The organism is Pseudomonas sp. RL, from assembly GCF_000647775.1.
In the GTDB taxonomy this organism is placed as follows: Bacteria; Pseudomonadota; Gammaproteobacteria; order Pseudomonadales; family Pseudomonadaceae; genus Serpens; species Serpens flexibilis.
On record NZ_JBOY01000168.1, the window covers coordinates 1 to 2,290 of the forward strand.

The 2,290-nt window shown below is 66.7% G+C and carries 3 protein-coding genes; all 3 read left to right on the forward strand.

The window, feature by feature from the left end:
• Positions 1-104: 104 nt before the first annotated feature.
• Positions 105-449 (forward strand): metalloregulator ArsR/SmtB family transcription factor, encoded by a 345-nt coding sequence (locus AS93_RS0117725; protein WP_027591835.1) that lies wholly within the window; start codon positions 105-107, stop codon positions 447-449.
• A 111-nt stretch (positions 450-560) separates the two neighbouring features.
• Positions 561-1,562, forward strand: a complete 1,002-nt coding sequence (locus tag AS93_RS0117730) for an ArsJ-associated glyceraldehyde-3-phosphate dehydrogenase (RefSeq protein ID WP_027591836.1) — start codon at positions 561-563, stop codon at positions 1,560-1,562.
• A 135-nt stretch (positions 1,563-1,697) separates the two neighbouring features.
• A partial coding sequence (locus tag AS93_RS0117735) for an MFS transporter (RefSeq protein ID WP_027591837.1) occupies positions 1,698-2,290 on the forward strand: 593 nt, incomplete at its 3' end.

The following is a 2,290-nucleotide window of genomic DNA, read 5'->3' on the forward strand; positions in this document are numbered from 1 at the left end:
CCTCGACCTTCCGGCAGGATGCCAGAGGGTCGAGGCGCGCCGCTTTACTTCATATCTGGGCATGAATATATTCGCCGAGCCATATCTTCTGACGGCGAACGCCCATGACCCCCACCACCGTTTTCAAATGCCTGGCCGACGAGACCCGGGCGCGCATCAGCCTGCTGGTGCTGCGCGAAGGCGAGCTGTGCGTCTGCGAGCTGACCGCCGCGCTGGAGCAGAGCCAGCCGAAGGTCTCCCGCCACCTGGCCCAGCTGCGCAGTTGCGGCATTCTCGAAGACCGCCGCCAGGGCCAGTGGGTCTATTACCGCGTGCATCCGCAGTTGCCCGCCTGGGTGCGGGAACTGCTGAACGGCGTGCTGGACGCCAACCGTCCCTGGCTGGAGGCCGACATGCAGCGACTGGAAGGCATGCGCAACCGCCCCGAGCGGGCCACGATCTGCTCCTGAACGAACCGCCCTGTACTGCGGGCCTCACATGCTGAAATCCCATGACCCGTGCCGGCATGGCAATTGTCACGCTGGCGCCCAGACACTGAATCTTTTCCGGAGAGCACACCCATGACCATCAAAGTAGGCATCAACGGTTTCGGTCGCATCGGACGTCTGGCGCTGCGCGCCGCCTGGGACTGGCCGGAGCTGGAATTCGTGCAGATCAACGACCCGGCCGCCGATGCGGCGACCCACGCCCACCTGCTGAACTTCGACTCGGTGCACGGCCGCTGGCAGCACGAGGCGGGCAGCGACGGCGACGCCATCGTCATCGACGGCAAGCGCATCCCCGTGACCCACAACAAGGCGATCGCCGACACCGACTGGTCGGGCTGCGACCTGGTGATCGAGGCCAGCGGCAAGATGAAGACCGTGGCCGTGCTGCAGGGCTACCTGGACCAGGGCGTCAAGCGCGTGGTGGTCAGCGCGCCGGTCAAGGAACCGGGCGTGCTCAACGTGGTGATGGGCGTCAACGACCGGCTGTTCGACCCGGCACAGCACCGCATCGTCACCGCCGCCTCCTGTACCACCAACTGCCTGGCGCCGGTGGTCAAGGTGATCCACGAGCACCTGGGCATCCGCCACGGCTCGATCACCACCATCCACGACCTGACCAACACCCAGAGCCTGCTCGACCAGCCCCACAAGGACCTGCGCCGCGCCCGCGCCTCGCTGATGAGCCTGATCCCGACCACCACCGGCTCGGCCACCGCCATCGCCGAGATCTTCCCGGAACTGCGCGGCAGGCTGAACGGCCACGCGGTGCGCGTGCCGCTGGCCAACGCCTCGCTGACCGACTGCGTGTTCGAGGTGGAGCGCGCCACCACGGTCGAGGAGGTGAACCGGCTGCTCAAGGCCGCCGCTGACGGCGAGCTGAAGGGCATCCTCGGCTACGAGGAGCGCCCGCTGGTATCCATCGACTACCGCACCGACCCGCGCTCGTCGATCGTCGACGCGCTGTCGACGATGGTGGTCAACGGCACCCAGGTGAAGATTTACGCCTGGTACGACAACGAGTGGGGCTATGCCAACCGCACCGTGGAGCTGGCCCGGCTGGTGGGCCGCGCATAGGGCCCGCAAAGCTTGCGTAGGGTGGGTCAGGCCACAGGCCGTAACCCACCAACTGGCCACGAGGCCGATCATCGGGATGCCGGGTTACGCCGCTATGCGGCTAACCCACCCTACGATTTCCCACCTAGGTCTTCCATGCACGTCCTGACCCGCCTTTCCCCCGAAATCCGCCAGTACCTGGTCGTCACCGGCAACTACTGGGCCTTCACCCTCACCGACGGCGCACTGCGCATGCTGGTGGTGCTGCATTTCCACGGCTTGGGCTACAGCCCGCTGCAGATTGCCGCGCTGTTCCTGTTCTACGAGATCTTCGGCGTGGTCACCAACCTGGTCGGTGGCTGGCTGGGCGCGCGCCTGGGGCTGAACCGCACCATGAACATCGGTCTGGGGATGCAGGTCGCGGCGCTGCTGATGCTCACCGTGCCGGCCAGCATGCTCACCGTGCCCTGGGTGATGGCGGCGCAGGCGCTGTCCGGCATCGCCAAGGACCTCAACAAGATGAGCGCCAAGAGCTCCATCAAGCTGCTGGTCCCGGACAGCCAGCAGGGCACCCTGTACCAGTGGGTGGCGGTGCTCACCGGCTCGAAGAACGCCCTCAAGGGCGTCGGCTTCTTCCTCGGTGGCCTGCTGCTGACGCTGCTCGGCTTCGCCGGTGCGGTGCTGGCCATGGCCGCGGTGCTGGCGCTGGTCTGGCTGGCCAGCCTGGTGCTGCTGAAGAAGGACCTCGG